Below are 17711 nucleotides of genomic sequence, written 5' to 3' on the forward strand. Positions count from 1 at the left end.
CTCGCTTTGCATTTTTGGAAAAAGGATTTCAATGCTCTTAATGATTGAAAAATGGTTTGATAAAATCAGCCATGGGATTGGGCATCTTTGCTCAGGGTTGATGATTGTGATGATGTTAAATATCTTTTACGATGTGTTTATGCGGTATCTGTTTAAAAGTGGTTCTATCGCACTTCAAGAGATGGAGTGGCATCTTTTCTCTGTCATTATTCTCCTTGGGACTTCGTATGCACTGATGGAAGATTCGCATGTACGTGTGGATGTTTTGTACGCAAAATTTAGCGATAAGAAAAAAGCGTTGGTCAATATCGTTGGCGCGATTGTTTTTATAACACCTATTGCCCTGCTGGTTGCCCTCAGTTCTGTGGGGTTTGTGATGGAAGCATTTACCTCTCATGAAATTAGCAGCGATCCAGGAGGATTGACACATCGCTGGATTTTAAAGGCGTTTATCCCTTTTTCTTTTTGGCTATTGATTTTTATGACGCTTGGATTTATTCTTAAAAATATTAACATCTACCGAGGTGTCACAAAAGCCCATTTTAGAAAGCAGGAAGAGTTATGATCGGTATTGTGATGTTTATCGTCGGCATGCTGATGTTGCTGATAGGATTTCCTGTTGCCTTTACCTTTGGTGCAGTGTCGGTCTTTTTTGGGTTAGCTTCGGGCATGATAGACTCTTTGAGGGATGGTGGAACCATTATGGAAGGGCTTGATGCGGGGGCGCGGATGTTTGCTTTTATGCCGCATCGTATCTGGAGCATTATGAACAACACGATTCTGATTTCCGTTCCGATGTTTATTTTAATGGGCATTATTTTACAAAAATCACGTTTGGCAGAGCGTTTGTTAGAGGCGATGGGCTTTTTGTTTGGCGAAATTCGTGGAGGACTCGCCATCAGCACGGTTTTAGTAGGTGCTCTGCTTGCCGCATCGACCGGTGTTGTTGGTGCCAGTGTTGTGGCAATGGGCGTGATCTCCTTGCCTGTTATGCTCAAATACAACTACTCCAAATCCCTTGCGTGCGGAACCATTTGCGCTTCAGGAACCCTAGGGCAAATTATTCCGCCGTCTGTTGTTTTGATTATTTTAGGGGATGTCTTTCAGCTTCCTGTAGGCGATCTGTTTGAGGGCGCTTTTTGGCCAGGATTGACACTGGTGGTTGTTTATATTCTCTACATTGCCATCGTCGCTTTTTTTAACAAAGAGATGGCGCCAGCCATTCCTAAAAGTGAGCTGACGCACAGCAAATCCAAACAAATTGTGAATGCGTTCAAAGCGATTTTACCACCACTTATTTTAATTATTTTGGTCTTGGGTTCCATTTTTGAAGGCATTGCAACGCCTACGGAGTCTTCGGCTGTTGGGTGTATTGGTGCGATGGTTTTGGCGTGGATGTACCAATCATTTTCGTTGAAGATGATTCAAGAAGCATCGATGGAAACCGTGCGTACAACGGCAATGGTTTTTGCGATTTTAATCGGTGCGACCGCTTTCTCCATGGTTTTTAGCTACACCGGTGGCGATGAAATCATCGCAGAGGTTATGCGTTCTTTACCCGGCGATAAATGGGGATTTATTGTTGTCTCAATGCTCGCAATTATGGCATTGGGCTTTTTTATTGATTTTGTGGAGATCTCTTACATCATCATTCCTATTTTAGCGCCGATTGCAGAAGCGATTGGGTTGAGTCCGGTTTGGTATGCGCTTTTAATCGCACTTAATTTGCAAACCTCGTTTCTAACGCCACCGTTTGGCTTTAGTCTCTTTTATCTCAGAGGCGTTGCCCCTACTTCTGTTGCGACAATGGACATCTACAAAGGGGTGGTTCCTTTTATTCTTTTGCAAATCTTAGTGATGCTTGTTTTCACACTTTTCCCAGAGATTTACGGTGTTACAATGATGCTCAAATAGGCTCATGTAGAAAAAATGTTTCGCTTCTTCTTCTTTACATGTAAGGTGTGTCACTTTTTTGCTTGATCGGCTTTACATGTAAGGTTTTTTGACAAAATGTCATGTGTTTTTTATGTCAAATTGATACACTGAGTAAAACCCCCTTTAAAGGATTGTGAATGTTATTAAGCGGAAAATATCTTGATTTCTACAATGAAATCATTGCGTTTATTCCCGAGAAGAGAATTTTTACCGATCCTCTTCATACCATAGCATACGGTACGGATGCTTCGTTTTACAGGTTAGTTCCCAAAGTCGTCGTTTGGGCCAATAATGCTGATGAAGTGAGTCAAATTCTTAAAATCACCTCTTCACTCTCTTTGCCAGTTGTTTTTCGAGCGGCAGGGACAAGCCTTTCTGGGCAAGCGATTACCGATTCCATTTTACTTATGACGTCACGTGATTGGAAAAAGATCAATGTGAATAAAGAAGTGAGTACCATCACCATGCAACCCTCAGTCATCGGTGCGGATGCGAATGCGTATTTGCTTCCGTATGGGAAAAAAATCGGTCCCGATCCTGCCAGTATTAGCTCCGCGATGATTGCAGGCATTGCCGCGAATAACGCGAGTGGTATGTGCTGTGGCACAACCGACAACTCCTACAAAACGCTTGAATCGATGAAGATTATCTTCCATGATGGCACTGAACTCGATACGGCATCACCCCAAAGTATCAAAGAGTTTAAACAATACCATCACGCTTTGGTAGAGCGCATTAGCGCACTCTCGGCTGAGATTAAAGCCAATCCTTCACTTCATGATAAAATTGTCCGTAAATTTAAGATCAAAAATACCTGTGGGTATAGCCTTAATGCACTGGTGGATTATGAAGATCCAATTGATATTATCGCGCACCTCATGATCGGTAGTGAAGGTACGCTTGGATTTATTAAAGAGATTACCTTTAAAACGGTGCCTGAGTACAAAGATAAAGCCAGTGCGTTGATGATCTTTAAAAACATCAAAGATGCCTGTGACGCGGTTATTGTGCTTAAAACTCAATGCAAAGAAAACGTGGCTGCGGCTGAAATGATGGATAGGGCAGGGCTTGCGAGTGTTGAAAACAAAGAGGGAATGCCAAGTTTCCTTAAAACACTAAGCCCCACAGCCACCGCTCTTTTAGTTGAAAGTCGCGCAGAAAACGATGCCAAATTGGATGAAAACATCGCCGTCATTTTAGAGAAACTCTCTCATTTTGAGCCTGAAATGCCACTGCATTTTACCAAAGATGTGTACGAGTATACGAAGTATTGGAAAATTCGTAAAGGGCTTTTCCCTGCCGTTGGTGCTGTGCGTGAGAGCGGAACAACGGTTATCATCGAAGATGTGGCGTATCCTATCGAATCTTTGGCGGATGCAACGTTGGAGCTTCAAGACCTTTTCAAAAAGTATGGCTACAACGAAGCGATTATTTTTGGACATGCTCTGGATGGCAATCTACACTTTGTCTTCACCCAAGCCTTTGAAGATCCCAAAGAGATTCAACGCTACGAAGCGTTTATGCAAGATGTTGCCGAGCAAGTAGCCACAAAATACCATGGTAGTCTTAAAGCCGAACACGGCACAGGTCGCAATATGGCGCCATTTGTCGAATTGGAATGGGGAAATGATGCTTATATGCTTATGAAAGAGATTAAGAATATTTTTGACCCTCGTGGACTTCTCAATCCTGGCGTCATTATCAATGATGATCCTAAAGCGCATCTTAAAAACTTCAAATCAATGCCCGTAACAGATGAGTATATCGATAAGTGTATCGAGTGTGGTTTTTGTGAACCTGCCTGTCCATCGAACTTTTTAACACTTACACCTCGACAGCGCATTGTTTCCAATCGTTATATGAGTACCCTGAAAAATGCAGGAGATGAAGAAGCACTTGAAGCGTTTCAGGCGTTGTATCAGTACGATGGGGTTGACACCTGTGCCACGTGTTCACTCTGTTCACTGGTCTGCCCTGTTGGCATTGATACAGGTGCATTAACGAAGAAGATTCGTGCACATCAAATCACCCCAACGCAGCACAAAATTGCTAGTATGATTGCCAATAACTATGGAACCATTTTAGGTGTAGGTAGCTTTGTTTTAAGTGCCGTAAAAGGTGTCAATGCTGTTATTCCTGATGGCGTTATGAAAGCAATGAGCGCAGGTGTTACCGCACTCAGTGGAAATAAATTGCCACTATGGACAACCAGTCTACCCGGTGGTCATACGTTTAAAGACAGCAGAAAACTCTTTGGCGTTGCTGATAAAGTGGTCTATTTTTCATCGTGTCTCAATCGTACCATGGGAAATCCAAAGCCAAAAGGTGAAGAGAAAGAGTTGGATGAACTCATCATCGGTATTTTAGAAAAAGCGGGCTTTGAAGTGATTTTCCCAGAGCAGTTAAAGCCATTGTGCTGTGGTATGCCTTTTTCGAGTAAAGGGTATAAAAAAGAGGGAAAACAAAAATCAGTTGAGCTTGAAGCTGCCTTGAATAAAGCAAGTGAAAACGGTAAATACCCAATCTTATGTGACATGAGTTCGTGTACCAAAACCATGATGGAGTATTTTGATTCAGGATTAAAAGTTCACGATCCTATTGAGTTTATTCATGATTTTCTCTTAGATAAGCTTACCATTAAGCAAATTGATGAGCCAGTGGTCATTCATACGATTTGCAGTACGCGAAAAATGGGATTAGCCGATAAATTTGAAAAAATTGCACGTTTGTGCAGCTCTAAGGTCACGGTTCCTGCGGATGTCACCTGTTGTGGCTTTGCAGGAGATCGTGGGTTTAACTACCCAGAGCTTAATAAATCGGCATTACGTCATCTCAAAGCATCCATTCCCAGCGATACAAAATTAGCTTTTTCGACAGGAAAACCCTGTGAAATTGGTTTGAGCGAAGAGAGTGGATTGGAGTATCGTTCCCTCTTTTATCTCCTTGAACGCGCTATTTCTTAAGGATTCTGCTTTACATGTAAATATGGGTCAATCACTCTTTATTGTAGACTGAATTGACCCAACTACCTCACCTTTAACACCACTTTTTCATGGGTTTGATTTAATAAATAAAATGATAAAATACTAAAATTTTGACTATGCTTTTTAGTTAAATTTAAACAAAAAGGGTTGCGTCTATGGAAGTGAATCTGATTGTGGAAAGCCTTAAATTCTTGGTTTTAGGAATGTCCACGGTATTTATGTTTTTGGTCTTAATGGTTGTTGTTTTGGAGCTTCAGGCTAAAATTATCCTCAAATATTTTCCTCCCAAAGAGGTGAGTGTTTATAATTCTACACAAGAATTATCACAAAAAGATAACTTCACGGTTGTTGCAGCCATTGCTGCTTCTATTCAGTCATACAAAAAAAAATCAAAACAGTAAAAAGGGCAAAGTAAGATGGCTAAAAAATACATCGATGTGATGGATACAACGTTTAGAGATGGTTTTCAATCGGTTTTTGGTGGACGTGTACTTATGGATGATTTTCTCCCTGCAGTTGCTGCAGCAAGAGATGCGGGTATTAGCCATTTTGAATTTGGTGGTGGAGCACGTTTTCAAAGCCTTTACTTTTATCTTAATGAAGATGCTTTTGAGATGATGGATCGTTTTCGTGCCATCGCAGGTCCTGATGCCAACCTTCAAACCTTAGCACGTGGCGTCAATACCGTAATGCTCGATACGGGCAATCGTGATTTGATTGACTTGCATGCCAAAATGTTTAAAAAACACAGTACGACAACCATTCGTAACTTTGATGCACTCAATGATATTGAAAACCTCAAATACAGCGGTGAACGCATTGTGCATCATGGACTTAAACACGAGATCGTGGTAACGATGATGGACCTTCCTCCTAAATGTGTGGGAGCGCATGATGTTGCTTTTTATGAGAAAACGCTTCGTGAGATTTTAGATTCAGGTATTCCGTATCACAGTGTCTGTTTTAAAGATGCGAGTGGAACTTCCAGCCCTCAAAAAGTGTACGAGACCATAAAAATGGCTAAAAAATTACTGCCTGAAAACACCCATGTTAGACTTCATACGCATGAAACGGCAGGTGTCAGTGTGGCGTGTTATCTTGCCGCCCTTGAAGCAGGTGCCGATGGAATCGACCTTGCCGCTTCACCTGTGAGTGGTGGTACCTCTCAACCAGACATCTTAACGATGCTTCACGCGGTGAAAGGTAAAAATTACGATCTTGGAGGATTAGAACTTGAGAAAATTTTGACCTACGAAGATGTGTTGCAAGACTGTTTAAAAGACTACTTTATGCCACCCGAAGCGGTGCAAGTCTCTCCTTTAATTCCTTTCTCCCCAATGCCGGGGGGTGCTCTAACGGCCAATACTCAAATGCTACGCGATAACAACATTTTACATAAATTCCCAGAAGTCATCAAAGCGATGCGTGAAGTCGTTGAAAAAGGTGGCTACGGTACGAGTGTCACGCCTGTATCGCAATTTTATTTCCAACAAGCCTTTAACAATGTGATGTTTGGACCGTGGACAAAAATTGCAGAAGGTTATGGCAAAATGGTGCTTGGTTACTTTGGAAAAACACCAGTCACTCCAGATGAACATGTTGTCGCCCTCGCAAGTGAGCAACTTAAATTAGAACCAACAAAGAAAAATGCACTTGATTTGGCAGATGCGGATGAGAGTAAATCACTTGCACATGTGAAACAGATCTTAGCAAAAGAGGGACTTAAAACAACTGAAGAGAATCTCTTTATTGCCGCTTCATGTAAGGAAAAAGGTATTGCATTCCTCAAAGGTGAAGCAAAAGTCAATGTTCGTAAAATTGGTAAAGCAGAGAAAGAGAAGATTGTTTGCAGTGCCTCTTCAGATTATACGGTCATTGTCAATGGTCAAAAATACAATGTTAAATCGTCCGATAAACAAGATGCTTTTGTCATTAACGGGCAAGAGTATTTTATAGAAATCGAAGAGGGATGCAGTGATGAAGCAGGTGGCGCTCATGTTGCAGCCTCTGCTTCTTCAAACGGTACTGAAATTAAAGCAGGCATTCCTGGTTCGATCTTTAAAGTACTTGTGAATGTCGGCGATAAAGTGAGCAAAGGTCAACCCGTTATTGTGATTGAAGCCATGAAAATGGAAATTGAAGTGACAGCCCCATCCGATGGTGTGGTCAGTAGCGTCAGAGTGAAACAAGGTGATACCATCGTCAATAATCAATTACTTGTAACATTATAAGGGACAAAATGAAAAAAAAGATCATTGGGATAATGTTGTTTTTAGGATTGATGGTGATTCCCTCATTTCTAAATGCGAGCGATGTAGCCAAAGAGAATTTAAACCAAGACTATAAATCCAAAAGCGTTTCGGAGCTTTTTGTCTCATTGTATGAATCCACAGGTATTAATGCCATGATTAATCCTGTTGAAGGATTAATTTCGCATGGCATTCCTGTCTCTACCTTTAACCAAGGTGCGGGTAAGGTTGTCATGATGGCTATCTGCTTTGTGTTAATTTATCTAGCGATTGCAAAAGGGTTTGAGCCGTTGCTGCTCATTCCGATTGCGTTTGGTGGATTCTTAGCCAATATTCCTGTGGCGGATATTGCAGGCCCTGAAGGATTTTTAGGTATTTTATTTAACATGGGTATCAGTTCAGGGCTTTTCCCCTTGATGATTTTTATGGGCGTGGGTGCGATGACGGACTTTGGTCCTCTTTTAGCAAACCCTAAGACGGCCCTTTTAGGGGGTGCTGCACAACTTGGTATCTTTGGTACGATTGTAGGTGCGGCTATTCTAACCGAATACACAGGCTTTATTAACTTCTCTTTGAAAGATGCGTGTGCCATTGGTATTATCGGTGGCGCAGATGGTCCTACCTCTATTTTTGTAGCAACGAGGTTAGCACCGGATCTTTTGGGTGCTATTGCGGTAGCAGCGTATTCGTATATGGCATTGGTACCTATTATTCAACCTCCTATTATGAAAGCGCTTACAACGAAAGAAGAGCGACTGATTAAGATGGAGCAGTTACGCGAAGTCTCTAAACTTGAAAAGATTATTTTTCCTATTACCGTGATGATTTTATGTATTTTGATTTTGCCTGATGCGACCCCTTTGATTGGAGCACTTGCTTTTGGAAATTTAGCACGTGAATCGGGTGTGGTGAAACGATTGTCCGACACAATGGAAAACGCGTTAATCAACATTGTAACCATTTTTCTAGGGCTCTCAGTTGGGTCAAAATTGGCCGCTGAAAAGTTTTTGGTTCCAGAGACGTTAGGCATTATTGTTTTAGGACTGATTGCTTTTTCTATGGGAACTGCAGGTGGTATCCTTATGGCAAAAGTGATGAATAAATTTAGCAAACATAAAGTAAACCCACTCATTGGTTCAGCAGGTGTGAGTGCTGTACCTATGGCGGCAAGGGTATCCAATAAAGAGGGTATGAAAGAAGATCCAACCAATATGCTTTTAATGCATGCGATGGGTCCAAATGTGGCAGGTGTCATTGGCTCTGCGGTTGTAGCAGGTGTGCTGCTGTCCATTTTTAAATAAAATGTTTTGAGGATATAAAGACGATGTCGAAGATTAATGAAATTGAAAAGTTAGGCTTAACCACGGTTGGTAAGATTCACTACAACCTCGATTATGAAGCGTTGCTGAAACATGAAATTGCCAATAATGAAGGGCGTGTCACCAGCAATGGTACGTTTAGTGTGGATACAGGAATTTTTACAGGTCGAAGCCCGAAAGATAAATACTTTGTAGATCAAGCGCCTTCCAATCAGTACATCTCATGGGGCAAAATGAACCATAAAATCAGTAAAGAGATTTTTGAAGAGCTGTTTGATAAAGTCAAAAAACAGCTCTCTGGTAAAGATATTTACGTTCAAGATGCTTACAGTGGTGGCAGTTTAGCGAGTCGCAAAAGCATTCGTGTGGTCACAGAGATTGCATGGCAAGCTCATTTTGTCAAAAACATGTTTATTCGTCCCAGTGAAGAAGAACTTGCCCATTTTAAACCAGACTTTGTGCTCTACAATGCGTGTAAAATGGTCAACGATGACTATAAAAAACACAATCTTCATTCCGATGTGTTTGTTGTTTTTAATGTGGAAGAGAACATTGCGATTATCGGAGGCACATGGTACGGTGGAGAGATTAAAAAAGGTATCTTCTCCATGATGAACTACTGGTTGCCATTAGAAGGCAAACTCTCGATGCACTGTTCTGCGAATGTCGGTGAAAAAGGCGATACCGCCCTTTTCTTTGGACTTTCAGGAACGGGTAAAACAACGCTTTCCACCGATCCTAAACGTAAACTCATTGGCGATGATGAGCATGGTTGGGATGATGAAGGTGTCTTTAACTTTGAAGGCGGCTGTTACGCCAAATGTATCAACCTTGATCCAAGCAGTGAGCCTGAAATTTTTGGTGCGATTCGTCAAGATGCCCTGTTAGAAAATGTTGTTATCAATGACAACGGGGTTGTGGATTATGCCGATGCCTCTAAAACAGAAAATACCCGCGTCTCTTATCCTATCTATCATATTGACAATCACGAAGTAAGCCTTCAAGCAGGGCACCCTAAAAAAATCATCTTTTTAAGTGCTGACGCGTTTGGTGTTTTACCTCCCGTATCCAAACTCACCAAAGAGCAAGCGATGTACTACTTCCTCAGTGGCTATACGGCTAAAGTTGCAGGAACAGAGCGTGGTGTTACCGAGCCCGTTGCGACCTTTAGTGCATGTTTTGGTGAGGCATTTTTACCCTTGCATCCAACCGTGTACGCGAAGCTTTTAGGCGAAAAGATTGCCAAGCACAATGTGGATGTCTACTTGGTCAACACTGGTTGGAGCGGCGGAAGCTATGGTATCGGTAAACGTATGAGCATTAAAGCAACCCGTGCGTGTATTAACGCCATTTTGGATGGCAGTATCAACGAGTGTGAGTTTGAAACCATTCCGGTCTTTAACATTCAAGCCCCAAAAGCGCTCGCAGGCGTTCCAACCGAAGTGCTCAACCCGAAAAGTACCTGGGAAAATAAAAGCCTTTACGATGCAACCAGAGATGAGCTTGCCGAGATGTTTATTGAGAATTTCAAAAAATACATTACAGCCGATTCTGATTTTTCTAACGCGGGTCCAAAACTCTAATTCAATCTTTACATGTAAAGGAGTTTCCAACTCCTTTACTTTAGTTTTACATCACATTATCTTATTAGAGTTCTTGCAAAACTCTTGACACGTCTTTAAAGCAAAGCTCTAAAGACTACGTTAACACTGGGTAATCCTTGGCGGAATGCCCACGCACCTTTGGTGCTTTAAGTTCTTGTAAAACTCATTTTGCAAGAACTTTATTACTTTATTTTACAGGGAGACACGTTCATGTCAAAGCTATGGTCTGGCAGATTTGCCGCAAGTGGAGCCGCTTTGCTCGATCAATTTAACGCTTCATTACCATTCGATAAAAAACTCTACGCAGAGGATATTAAAGGCTCCATTGCTCATGCTACAATGCTTGCAAAACAAGGCATTTTAACGCAGGATGAAGCCGATCAAATTGCCAAAGGACTCTTGCAAATCAAGCAAGAGATCGAAGAAGAGACATTTGTGTTTGATATTGCCCATGAAGATATTCATATGTCGGTGGAAACACGTCTCATTGATCTCATCGGAGAAGCGGGAAAACGCCTGCATACCGCGCGAAGTCGTAACGATCAAGTCGCGGTTGATTTTAAACAGTATGTGCAAAAACACACCCTCATCACTGTGCGTGCTTTAGAAGAGGTGATTGAGGTTTTGATGAGCATCGCTAAAGAGCATACCCAGACGCTACTTCCTGGTATGACGCATCTGCAACACGCGCAACCGATCAACTTGGCGTTTCACCTTTTAGCCTACGTTTCGATGTTTAAACGTGACATCGAGCGCCTTGAGAGCTCTTACCATCGCAATAATGTTTTACCGCTTGGATGCGCCGCACTTGCGGGTACACCGCATAACATCGATCGAGAGTACGTAGCAAAGCTCCTTGGTTTTGACAGTGTGAGTGTGAATTGCCTTGATACGGTCAGTGATCGTGACTTTGCATTAGAGATTCTTTTTAATATTTCAACCATTATGATGCACATTTCGCGTTTTGCCGAAGAGCTTATTTTATGGTCAAGTTATGAGTTTAAATTTATCACGCTCAGCGATGAGTACTCTACGGGCAGCTCCATCATGCCCCAAAAGAAAAATCCCGATGTGCCTGAACTGTTACGCGGTAAAACAGGACGCGTGAATGGCAATCTGATTTCACTCTTAACCGTGCTTAAAGGGCTTCCTTTGGCGTATAATAAAGATATGCAAGAGGATAAAGAGGGTGTGTTTGACAGTGTTGAAACCGTTTTTATGTCCCTTAATATTCTTAAAGAAGCGGTTCGTACGATGACCATCAATGTAGATCGTATGAAGCAAGCGTGTGAAGTAGGGCATCTCAGTGCCACCGATTTGGCAGACTACTTGGTTCAAAAGTGCAACATCCCTTTCCGTGAAGCCCATTTTATCACAGGGCGCGCCGTGGCGCATGCGGAAGGTTTAGGAATAGATCTCAGTGTTATGAGCGTTCCTGAGCTTCAAAAAGTCGATGCACGTATTGGCGAAGATGTGAGTGAGTATCTCTCTTTAGTCCATTCTATGAACGCACGAACCTCCCAAGGAGGAACGGCAGTCTCTTCTACATGTAAACAGATTGAAATTTTTGAAACATGGATACAATCGCGTCACTAAAAGAGAGCAGAAGAGGTGAAAACCTCTTCGATATGTTATAAAAAATTGTGGGTGTCACTGTCGCTTAAGTGACTCCATGAAAGTTTTGCTCCTCCTAAAAGGTGAAAATGCAGATGCAACACCTCTTGCCCACCGTCACTGCCGTTATTGGTAATCAAACGATACCCTCGCTCGTCCAATCCTAAAAGTTTTGCCACTTTTTGCGTAAATTCGGTGAGTCCTACCATGATTTTTGGATCAACTTCTTGAAAGCAGGTGTACTCAACTTTAGGGATTATCAAGATATGCACCGGTGCTTTGGGGTTAATATCATGAAACGCTAAGAAATCCTCATTTTCAAGCACTTTATTGCATGGAATTTCGCCACTTACAATTTTACTAAAGATCGTCATTGCCTTCTCCTTCATTTTAGGGATATAGTGTAGTACATAGTGCTTTGAATTTAGTCTAAACGTTGGATTTTAACCTTTTATAATTAAAGTTTGACTAAAATGGGCTTCCGAATAGACTTAAGAGCGTAATGGATGCTCACGAATGAAAGGTAACCCTTTGAAAGATATAGAAAATGCGATTGCTTCATGTACGTCGCTTGTTGAATTAGAAAAATTAAGAGTCTCGCTCTTTGGTAAAAAAGGGCATTTTGCAGTGCAATTTGAAAAGCTGAAAAAGCTTGACGGAGACGCTAAAAAAGAGTTTGCTCAAAATCTCAATATCAACAAAGAGAACTTTTTAGATCTGCTCAATCAAAAAAAGAGTGCATTGGATGCCGTGATGATTGAAGCGCAGATGCGCAAAAGCAGTGTGGATGTTACCCTTTTTAATCAAGAAAGTAGTGCAGGTGCACTTCATCCAGTGATGGATACGATGGATAAAATTATTGAATATTTTGTAAGTATGAACTTTTCCATCGAAGAAGGTCCTTTGGTTGAAGATGACTTCCATAACTTTGAAGCGCTCAATCTTCCCAAATACCACCCAGCACGCGATATGCAAGACACCTTTTATTTTAAAGATTCGATGTTGCTTCGTACCCACACCTCGCCCGTTCAAATCAGGACGATGCTCAGACAAGGCGCTCCGATTCGTATGATCTGTCCAGGAGCTGTTTTTAGGCGTGATTTTGACATTACGCATACTCCGATGTTTCACCAAGTCGAAGGTTTGGTCGTTGATAAAACAGGAAAAGTCTCCTTTGCCAATCTAAAATTTATTCTTGAAGACTTTTTAAAGTACATGTTTGGCGATGTTAAAGTGCGCTTCCGTCCGAGCTTTTTCCCGTTTACGGAGCCAAGTGCAGAAGCAGATATTAGCTGTATCTTCTGTAAAGGGGAAGGGTGTCGTGTCTGTTCACACACCGGTTGGCTCGAAGTCCTTGGTTGTGGTGTCGTTGATCCAAACGTTTTCAAAGCGGTTGGCTACAAAGATGTGAGTGGCTATGCGTTTGGACTCGGCGTTGAGCGCTTTGCGATGCTGTTGCATCAGATCCCGGATTTGCGGTCTTTGTTTGAGGGTGATTTGAGATTATTGGAGCAATTTAGATGATAGTAACAAAACAGTGGTTAAATGAATGGATCGACATCAGTGCAATTGATACGGATAAAATTTCTGTAGCACTGAACGCCATCGGTCTTGAAGTCGATGGGCTCACCAAAATCAAAATTCCTGAAAATGTCGTTGTTGGTCATGTCGTTTCGTGCGAAAAACACCCCAATGCGGATAAACTCAATGTCTGCCAAGTCGATGTGGGTGAGAGTATTCAGCAGATCGTGTGTGGGGCTAAAAATGTGGCTGCAGGCCAGATGGTCGCTGTGGCACTTATGGGTGCAATGCTTCCGGGTGATCTTAAGATCAAAAAAGCAAAACTTCGTGATGTCGAATCATGTGGCATGATCTGCTCTTCTACGGAGCTTGGACTTCCAAAAATCAATGATGGTATTATGATCTTAGATGAGAGTATTGGCACGCTTGAGCTTGGAAAACCTCTGTGTGAGTACCCTTTGATCAATGATGATGTGATCGAAATTGGACTCACTCCTAACCGAGGCGATTGCCAAAGTGTGTATGGTGTGGCTCGAGATCTCAGTGTCTATTTTGATTTGGAAGTCAAAACATTGAGTCAAAAAGAGGAAGAAGAGAACCAACCCGGTGTGGGTCGCGTGCTTCATCTGCATGGTAGCGAAGCACTTTCGGGCTCTTACATGTACAAAGTATTTGATAACACAGAGATTGGTGTGCCGCTTATTATTCAACTGCGTTTAGGGTTTGCCGCGATTGAAAATGAGTGTTTATTGGGTAAATTGGTTGATTATGCTACCTATGTCACAGGCGTATTGCTTCGTGTCTACAACCAAACCTGCTTTGGTGCTAAAGAGGAAAAAGCAAAGATTGCCATCGCTAAAGATGAGAATGGGTTGGATGCTATTTACGGTCTTGAAGGTCAAAAGGTGGCGATTACGGGTGTGGCACAAATGAGTGAATGCCGAGCAACAGCGCTGGATGATCGCATTATTGTCGAAGCAAACTACACGCATCCTGAGATCATTGCCTCACGCAGTGCCAACAAAAAATTAGGCGCGGACAAACACCTCTACCGCTCTTCCAGAGGCAGCGAACCGCAACTGGCGTTTGGTTTGAACTATTTCTTTAAAATGCTCAACAAACGTTCTAAAATCATGGCATATGCGGATTCTCAACAAATTACGCAAGATTTTGAAGCCAAAATTATCAATATTCACCAAAGCGATTTGACCGAGATGATTGGGGAAGAGATCCCTAAAAATAAGATTATTAAAATTTTAAAACAGTTAGGATTTGGCGTTAACTTTGCATTTGAGCAAGATGTCATTAATGTCAAAGTACCACAATTTCGATCGGATGTTGTGAATACACAGGATATTTGTGAAGAGATTGTACGTATTGTGGGCATTGATAATATCACCTCAAAACCTTTTGTCTTTGCCGAACAACTCAAAATCAATCCACCGTATTTGAACTTCAAAAAAAGACAAATGTACCGTCACCGTGCCGTTTCTGCAGGATTTTTTGAGACCTTACATTTTGTGTTTGATGATCGCGAAAAAGCTGTAAAATTTCATTTGCCACTGTTAAATGAAGCACTGGATGTTGCCAATCCGATTACCAGTGAGCTTAACACACTTCGCAGTTCATTGTTACCGAATATTTTAAATGCGGTTTCCAACAACCTCAAATTTGGTAAAAAACGTGTGGCACTCTTTGAAGTGGGCAGTGTTTTTGATACGCAGAGAAATGAGAGTAAAAAAATAGCGTTTGTCTTTAGTGGCGAAAATGGTATGGCTGAAATTGCAAATCATGGGAAGCCTAGTGAGATTGACTTTTTTGCGTTTGCGGGTAAAATTCAGAGTGTTTTGGGCAACTTTACGCTGCTTCCATTAAGCGATGTCAATGGTCTGTGCAGTCCGTATGAAGCCGCGCGTGTGCTCATTGATGGCGTGGACGCTGGGTATATGGCACGTGTGAATGTTCAAGTCGAAAAAGAGCTTGATTTAGCGCGTACGTACATTTGTGAGCTTGATTTTGACGCGTTGATGTATGAGCGTAAAATTGCCAAAGAGTACTCTAAACTTCCCTCTTCATCACGCGATCTTAGCTTGCTTGTCGATGCAAAAATGCACTATTTTGAGTTAGAGCAGTTTATCGCTTCCATTGCTCCCAAAGCGTTGGTAAAATTTGCAGTCATTGATCGTTACGTGCATGAGAGTCTTGGCGATAAAGTCAGTTTGACGCTTAAACTTCAATTCCAATCCATGGAAAAGACCTTTGAAGAAGAAGAGATCGCTTCGATGGTTGAAGAGATACTTGCCAAAATTCACGAAAAATTTGGAATTTCGATCCGATGAAAACTTTACATGTAAACCCAAAAGGAGACTTTTCGTTTACAACCGATCAGATCGCCAGCGATAAGTCGATTTCGCATCGCTGCGCGATTTTCTCACTCCTCAGTGATCAACCTTCCATCATTCAAAATTACCTGCCTGCGGAAGATACGCTCTGTACCCTCAGCATTGTTCAATCCCTGGGTGCACAGGTTGAAAAAGCCGAAGATGGAACACTCACGATTACGCCGCCTCTTAGCATAGTGGAGCCTCCGCTCATTTTAGACTGCGGCAATTCGGGTACAGCGATACGACTTTTGATGGGCTTTCTTTCTACATGTAAAGGGTTTTTTGTCTTGTATGGAGACAAATATTTATGCTCCAGACCGATGCGTCGTGTCGCAGACCCTCTGCGTGAGATTGGCGCTAAAATTGATGGCAGAAACAATGGCAATTATGCCCCTCTTGGTATTCGTGGCGAAACACTTAAGGCGTTTCATTATGAGAGTAAAATCGCCTCCGCACAAGTCAAAAGTGCCCTGATTTTAGCCGCCCTTCAAGCGGATGGTATCTCCACCTTTAGTGAACCAGAACTGAGTCGTGATCACAGTGAACGCATGCTTCGAGGCATGGGTGCGAATGTGGTATCTGAAGGTTTACATGTAAGCATTCATCCCCAAACTTCACCGCTCAAACCGTTGCACATGAAAGTTCCCAATGACCCTTCGAGTGGTTTCTTCTTTGCCGTTGCCGCAGCAATTAATACGGGAAGTTCCGTCACACTGCACAATATGCTTTTAAACCCTACACGCATCGAAGCCTACAACGTGCTAAAACGCATGGGTGCTGAGGTAGTGTTTATCGAAAAAGAGAGTGTATACGAGAGTGTTGGTGATATAATCATTATGGGCAAAGAACTGCACGGCGTGGAAGTGAGTGAAAACATCTCATGGTTGATCGATGAACTGCCAGCACTCTCCATTGCGTTTGCGTGCGCACAGGGTAAAAGTCTGGTTAAAAATGCACAGGAACTACGTGTCAAAGAGAGTGATCGTATCTCCAGCGTGGTGAAAAATCTTCGTTTATGTGGCATCGATGTCGAAGAGTTTGAAGATGGTTATGAAGTCAGTGGCGGAGCGCTTAAACGTGCTACGATTAACAGCTTTGGTGATCACCGCATTGCGATGAGTTTTGCGATTGCAGGAACACGTGTGAGCATGAAAATTGAAGATATTGAGTGCATTAACACCTCTTTTCCCAATTTCATCGAGCTCTTGTCTCAAATAGGAGAGGTGGAGCAATGAAAATTAAACTCGCTGAGAGTTACGGCTTCTGTTTTGGTGTCAAACGTGCGATCAAAATCGCGGAAAATACCAAAAATGCTTCGACGATTGGACCGCTTATTCACAACAACGAGGAAATTAATCGTTTGCGTGAGAATTTTAATGTGAAAACCTTGCACCATATCTTAGAAGCTGAGGGTGTGGGTAAAGCAATTATTCGCACGCATGGCATTCCTAAAAACGATCTTGAAACGCTTCTCAAAAGTGATGTTCAAGTGATCAATGCGACATGTCCTTATGTGACAAAACCCCAAGAAATTTGCGAAAAAATGAGCATGGAAGGGTATGAAATCGTCATTTTTGGCGATGCTGACCATCCCGAAGTCAAAGGGGTTGAGAGTTATGCCATTCATGGAGCGCACGTCGTTCAAAGTGTGGAAGAGCTTGAAAAAGTAAGGTTTAAAGGCAATAAAATTGCCGTTGTTTCACAAACGACGCGAAAAATCAGCGAATTTTTAGAGATCACCAATTTTTTGGAGACACGCTACAAAGAGGTGCGCGTCTTTAACACCATCTGCAACGCAACCTTTGAGAACCAAGATGCGGCGCGTGAACTGGCTAAAGAAGCCGATGTCGTCATTGTCATTGGAGGAAAAAATTCGTCCAATACAAAGCAATTGCACAGCATTTGCAAAGAGTATTGTGTGGATAGTTTTTTAGTCGAGAGTGAAAAAGATTTAGATCCGAGTTGGTTTGTGGGAAAAACGCTTTGTGGCGTGACTGCGGGCGCTTCGACACCGGATTGGATTATCGAAAAAATAGTTGGAAAAATCAGCAAAATTAAAGTATAATAGACAACTTTTACATGTTTACATGTAGCTAAATGT

The 17711-nt window shown here is 42.1% G+C and carries 13 protein-coding genes; 12 read left to right on the forward strand and 1 reads right to left on the reverse strand.

The window, feature by feature from the left end; all coding sequences use genetic code 11:
* Window positions 1–31: 31 nt before the first annotated feature.
* The 8 genes from JU57_RS06070 (at window position 32) to argH (ending at window position 11687) form a co-directional block, all read left to right on the forward strand.
* Window positions 32–565, forward strand: a complete 534-nt coding sequence (locus JU57_RS06070) for a TRAP transporter small permease subunit (RefSeq protein WP_037958314.1) — start codon at window positions 32–34, stop codon at window positions 563–565.
* Entirely contained in the window at window positions 562–1914 is a 1353-nt protein-coding gene (locus JU57_RS06075) for a TRAP transporter large permease subunit (protein ID WP_037958317.1), read from the forward strand. Before JU57_RS06070 ends, JU57_RS06075 begins: the two co-directional genes overlap by 4 nt.
* Window positions 1915–2072: 158 nt before the next feature.
* The gene (locus tag JU57_RS06080; RefSeq protein ID WP_037958320.1) at window positions 2073–4898 is read left to right on the forward strand and encodes an FAD-binding and (Fe-S)-binding domain-containing protein; all 2826 of its coding nucleotides are present in this window, start codon (window positions 2073–2075) and stop codon (window positions 4896–4898) included.
* A gap of 176 nt (window positions 4899–5074) precedes the next feature.
* Window positions 5075–5320: an OadG family transporter subunit gene (locus JU57_RS06085; protein WP_037958322.1), complete on the forward strand. Its 246-nt coding sequence runs from the start codon at window positions 5075–5077 to the stop codon at window positions 5318–5320.
* A gap of 15 nt (window positions 5321–5335) precedes the next feature.
* Window positions 5336–7150: a biotin/lipoyl-containing protein gene (locus tag JU57_RS06090; protein ID WP_037958325.1), complete on the forward strand. Its 1815-nt coding sequence runs from the start codon at window positions 5336–5338 to the stop codon at window positions 7148–7150.
* 8 nt (window positions 7151–7158) lie between these two features.
* Window positions 7159–8469: a sodium ion-translocating decarboxylase subunit beta gene (locus tag JU57_RS06095; protein ID WP_037958327.1), complete on the forward strand. Its 1311-nt coding sequence runs from the start codon at window positions 7159–7161 to the stop codon at window positions 8467–8469.
* 23 nt (window positions 8470–8492) lie between these two features.
* A complete protein-coding gene (pckA, locus tag JU57_RS06100; protein WP_037958329.1) occupies window positions 8493–10070 on the forward strand; it encodes a phosphoenolpyruvate carboxykinase (ATP) in 1578 nt (525 codons plus the stop codon).
* Window positions 10071–10301: 231 nt separating this feature from the next.
* Window positions 10302–11687, forward strand: coding sequence for an argininosuccinate lyase (gene argH / locus JU57_RS06105; RefSeq protein WP_037958332.1), 1386 nt, complete (start codon window positions 10302–10304; stop codon window positions 11685–11687).
* A gap of 35 nt (window positions 11688–11722) precedes the next feature.
* Here the strand turns inward: argH and JU57_RS06110 are convergent, their stop codons facing one another.
* Window positions 11723–12079 (reverse strand): histidine triad nucleotide-binding protein, encoded by a 357-nt coding sequence (locus JU57_RS06110; protein ID WP_037958335.1) that lies wholly within the window; start codon window positions 12077–12079, stop codon window positions 11723–11725.
* Window positions 12080–12236: 157 nt separating this feature from the next.
* Between JU57_RS06110 and pheS the strand changes: the two genes are divergently transcribed.
* Genes pheS through JU57_RS06130 form a run of 4 tightly spaced genes read left to right on the forward strand, consistent with a single transcriptional unit; the run spans window position 12237 to window position 17675 of the window.
* The gene (gene pheS, locus JU57_RS06115) at window positions 12237–13229 is read left to right on the forward strand and encodes a phenylalanine--tRNA ligase subunit alpha (protein WP_037958462.1); all 993 of its coding nucleotides are present in this window, start codon (window positions 12237–12239) and stop codon (window positions 13227–13229) included.
* On the forward strand, window positions 13226–15565 hold the full coding sequence (gene pheT / locus JU57_RS06120) for a phenylalanine--tRNA ligase subunit beta (RefSeq protein ID WP_037958337.1): 2340 nt from the start codon (window positions 13226–13228) through the stop codon (window positions 15563–15565). The genes pheS and pheT overlap by 4 nt, the downstream gene beginning before the upstream one ends.
* On the forward strand, window positions 15562–16845 hold the full coding sequence (gene aroA / locus JU57_RS06125) for a 3-phosphoshikimate 1-carboxyvinyltransferase (protein WP_037958339.1): 1284 nt from the start codon (window positions 15562–15564) through the stop codon (window positions 16843–16845). The genes pheT and aroA overlap by 4 nt, the downstream gene beginning before the upstream one ends.
* Window positions 16842–17675 carry a 4-hydroxy-3-methylbut-2-enyl diphosphate reductase gene (locus tag JU57_RS06130; RefSeq protein ID WP_037958342.1) on the forward strand — a complete coding sequence of 278 codons (834 nt, stop codon included), beginning with the start codon at window positions 16842–16844 and terminating at the stop codon, window positions 17673–17675. The genes aroA and JU57_RS06130 overlap by 4 nt, the downstream gene beginning before the upstream one ends.
* Window positions 17676–17711: the final 36 nt, after the last annotated feature.

Source organism: Sulfurospirillum sp. SCADC, assembly GCF_000743525.1.
Taxonomy (GTDB): Bacteria; Campylobacterota; Campylobacteria; order Campylobacterales; family Sulfurospirillaceae; genus Sulfurospirillum.

Excerpts from the sequence above, each read along its gene's own strand:
- JU57_RS06070 (WP_037958314.1), top strand. The coding sequence starts at position 32 with ATGCTCTTAATGATTGAAAAATGGTTTGATAAAATCAGCCATGGGATT.
- JU57_RS06075 (WP_037958317.1), top strand. The coding sequence starts at position 562 with ATGATCGGTATTGTGATGTTTATCGTCGGCATGCTGATGTTGCTGATA.
- JU57_RS06080 (WP_037958320.1), top strand. The coding sequence starts at position 2,073 with ATGTTATTAAGCGGAAAATATCTTGATTTCTACAATGAAATCATTGCG.
- JU57_RS06085 (WP_037958322.1), top strand. The coding sequence starts at position 5,075 with ATGGAAGTGAATCTGATTGTGGAAAGCCTTAAATTCTTGGTTTTAGGA.
- JU57_RS06090 (WP_037958325.1), top strand. The coding sequence starts at position 5,336 with ATGGCTAAAAAATACATCGATGTGATGGATACAACGTTTAGAGATGGT.
- JU57_RS06095 (WP_037958327.1), top strand. The coding sequence starts at position 7,159 with ATGAAAAAAAAGATCATTGGGATAATGTTGTTTTTAGGATTGATGGTG.
- pckA (WP_037958329.1), top strand. The coding sequence starts at position 8,493 with ATGTCGAAGATTAATGAAATTGAAAAGTTAGGCTTAACCACGGTTGGT.
- argH (WP_037958332.1), top strand. The coding sequence starts at position 10,302 with ATGTCAAAGCTATGGTCTGGCAGATTTGCCGCAAGTGGAGCCGCTTTG.
- JU57_RS06110 (WP_037958335.1), bottom strand. The coding sequence starts at position 12,079 with ATGACGATCTTTAGTAAAATTGTAAGTGGCGAAATTCCATGCAATAAA.
- pheT (WP_037958337.1), top strand. The coding sequence starts at position 13,226 with ATGATAGTAACAAAACAGTGGTTAAATGAATGGATCGACATCAGTGCA.
- aroA (WP_037958339.1), top strand. The coding sequence starts at position 15,562 with ATGAAAACTTTACATGTAAACCCAAAAGGAGACTTTTCGTTTACAACC.
- JU57_RS06130 (WP_037958342.1), top strand. The coding sequence starts at position 16,842 with ATGAAAATTAAACTCGCTGAGAGTTACGGCTTCTGTTTTGGTGTCAAA.